Genomic DNA, 2,429 nt, shown 5'->3' with positions numbered 1-2,429 from the left:
TAGAATGGCTTTTTCGTAAAGTTGCAAGCTAACAAGGGTTTTCAAGTCGGACAAATTACAGTTGGTTGTTGTTCGTACCTCACACATTTTAGCCAACTGCAATTTGCCGCTTAAAACGGCGTTATGTGGCACACGAGTATGAATGTTAAATCGACTACCAAAGCTGTAATCACTTCATCATTATCATCACTCATAATAGTGCTCGGAATGTTTGTGGAAGACCTATTTAAATCAGGCAACTTATTTTCTGTTGATGGTCTAATTGTAATGATAATATTTGTCTTAGATTTTGTGTCTACATCTTTTGCTGTAGTAGTTATCGCAGGAGTACCTTGCCATTTAATTATGTCAAAATTACAGCTTCAACAATTGTGGCAATATATTGTTGTTGGTTTACTTATTTCATTTGCATATGTGTGGTTTATTACACCTAGCAATATGCCTCAACAGTTGCAGTCGTCAAGTTTTGGGGTCTGTATAGCTACAGGTTTAATCGTAACATTTGTATTCTGGTTCTATGCGGTAAAGCCACATAACAAGCCAATCAAGCGGGACTAAAAACAGTTTGCTGTTTCGTTCCTCAACATTTTAGCCAACAATTTTTTGCCGCTTAATGTGGCGTTATGTGTTTCGAGGGATAGGTGTAATTAATGGATAATGATGAACTATTAAAAATAAATGCAAAAATTACGTTTGATGAAGTACTAGCGAATCAAAAGGATTTGGAAGAGTTTAATAAATTAGGCTCAAAAAATGAAGAGGTAAGAGATTTCATTCTGACAGTGATGCCGTTTGGTTTCCTTATATTAGCTAATATTTTTTTCACTATAGATACTGAATTATTTCAAGTGTTGTGTATTATTTTCTTTGCTTCGTCTGTTGTTCAAGGCATGGTTACAGCTGAAAGTAAGAAAACTAATCGTAGAATAGATTTACTACTTAAAATTATTAACCAAGATCAGAGTAAAACACATAACAAGAAAATCAACAAGGACACGTAACAGTTGGCTACGTTTCGCTTCGCTACACCATTTTAGCCAACCATTACTTAGCCTGTTATTTGGGCGTTAGGTGCCTATCAATTGAAAGCTCTTCCTTACGTTTACGTTTGTGCAGCCTTATACTGTTTACTTTACTTGTTAATATGGTTTGTTCCATTTACGTCCAAAATTATTGGTAGTGACGGAAGCTGGTATTTTGGGTTGGGAATTGTTTCACTATGGGTATTACCTTTGTTCATAGTTGGTTGGGTTTCTGGGAATGTGAGAAGTTCAATAATTTCTAGAGTTGGAAAAAACTTTGCCTATGTAGCGCTAGGTATAATTTCTTTGTTTTTTCTATGGGGCATATCTATGTTGTTAAGTCTTGAAATTTATGGCGTTTAAGCACCTAACAAGCCACTCAAGCAGGACAAATAACAGTTGGTTTTGTTCGCTTCGCTCTCTATTATAACCAACTATTATTTGCCTCTTAGTGGGGCGTTATGTGTATCGATAATATGAAGTATCCAACTGAATTAGATGTTATAAAACTAAGCTTATTCGTAAGATGTTTGGCATGCTTTATTTTTATTTGCTCATTAATTGCAGGAATAGGTCTTACGTTTGCATTGTTTACGGAACAATTTGAATTTGGTTTCATTTTAGGTTTTACTGTTGTCGGTTTTATGTTGCACATATCCGGTAGTGTCACATTTAAAGGTTATGCACCTAAATATTTACTTTTTGCTCATGCTCCAAAGTAAATACACATAACAAGCCATTCAAGCAGGACAAATAACAGTTGGCTATTTGCTCCTTCGTCGCTTATTTTAGCCAACTATTATTTGCCTCTTAATGGGGCGTTATATGCCTATGAAAAAACTAGCAGTATTCGTCATAATATTTCTGTTCTCAATAGAGTTATATGCAAATGAAAGTTGCAACAAAGTAGTATCAGGTTATGAAAAATCTGATCTTATGTATGTTGTATGCCCTAACTTGCCTAATTTAACATTAGAGCAAATGAATGCAGCGGTTAAAGCTGTAATGGCACAAAACACGATTGTTATGGATGAAATACTGGTTTATTTCGTTGCAACAAAAGGTGATGTGGGTAATGATAATTTAAAGCCAAATAACTTTGTTGGTCTTTACTACACACACGATAGTATTTTAACTCTTTGGCCTGATATTGAATCCAAGAGGAAGGATATCAAAATAGACTATTGAGTCCGGCATATAACAAGCCACTCAAGCAGGACAAATAACAGTTGGCTTTGTTCGCTTCGCTCTCTATTTTAGCCAACTATCATTTGCCTCTTAGTGGGGCGTTGGTATGACTCCCCACGTCAAGTTAAATACACTGATCCTTGTTCATTAATTTCAGAACCATTGTATTCACTTTTAGTATTAAGTGAGTTAACGCATAGAATGAAGCAAGTAATTTCG

At 35.2% G+C, this 2,429-nt stretch carries 3 protein-coding genes; all 3 read left to right on the top strand.

All coding sequences use genetic code 11. The features are described 5' to 3' along the window. The first annotated feature begins 138 nt into the window (after positions 1 to 138). A complete protein-coding gene (locus H4J57_RS19300; protein WP_182243963.1) occupies positions 139 to 558 on the top strand; it encodes a hypothetical protein in 420 nt (139 codons plus the stop codon). Positions 559 to 650: 92 nt separating this feature from the next. Further along, positions 651 to 1,001 carry a hypothetical protein gene (locus H4J57_RS19295; protein ID WP_182243962.1) on the top strand — a complete coding sequence of 117 codons (351 nt, stop codon included), beginning with the start codon at positions 651 to 653 and terminating at the stop codon, positions 999 to 1,001. 852 nt (positions 1,002 to 1,853) lie between these two features. Further along, positions 1,854 to 2,210: a hypothetical protein gene (locus tag H4J57_RS19290; RefSeq protein ID WP_182243961.1), complete on the top strand. Its 357-nt coding sequence runs from the start codon at positions 1,854 to 1,856 to the stop codon at positions 2,208 to 2,210. Positions 2,211 to 2,429 lie beyond the last annotated feature (219 nt).

It is taken from the genome of Colwellia sp. BRX8-7 (genome assembly GCF_014077275.1).
Lineage (GTDB): Bacteria > Pseudomonadota > Gammaproteobacteria > Enterobacterales > Alteromonadaceae > Colwellia_A.
This window is presented reverse-complemented; position numbering and strand designations above follow the sequence as displayed.

Bases quoted from the DNA above. Each gene is read 5' to 3' on its own strand.
- H4J57_RS19295 (WP_182243962.1), top strand. From the start codon at position 651: ATGGATAATGATGAACTATTAAAAATAAATGCAAAAATTACGTTTGAT.
- H4J57_RS19290 (WP_182243961.1), top strand. From the start codon at position 1,854: ATGAAAAAACTAGCAGTATTCGTCATAATATTTCTGTTCTCAATAGAG.
- H4J57_RS19300 (WP_182243963.1), top strand. From the start codon at position 139: ATGAATGTTAAATCGACTACCAAAGCTGTAATCACTTCATCATTATCA.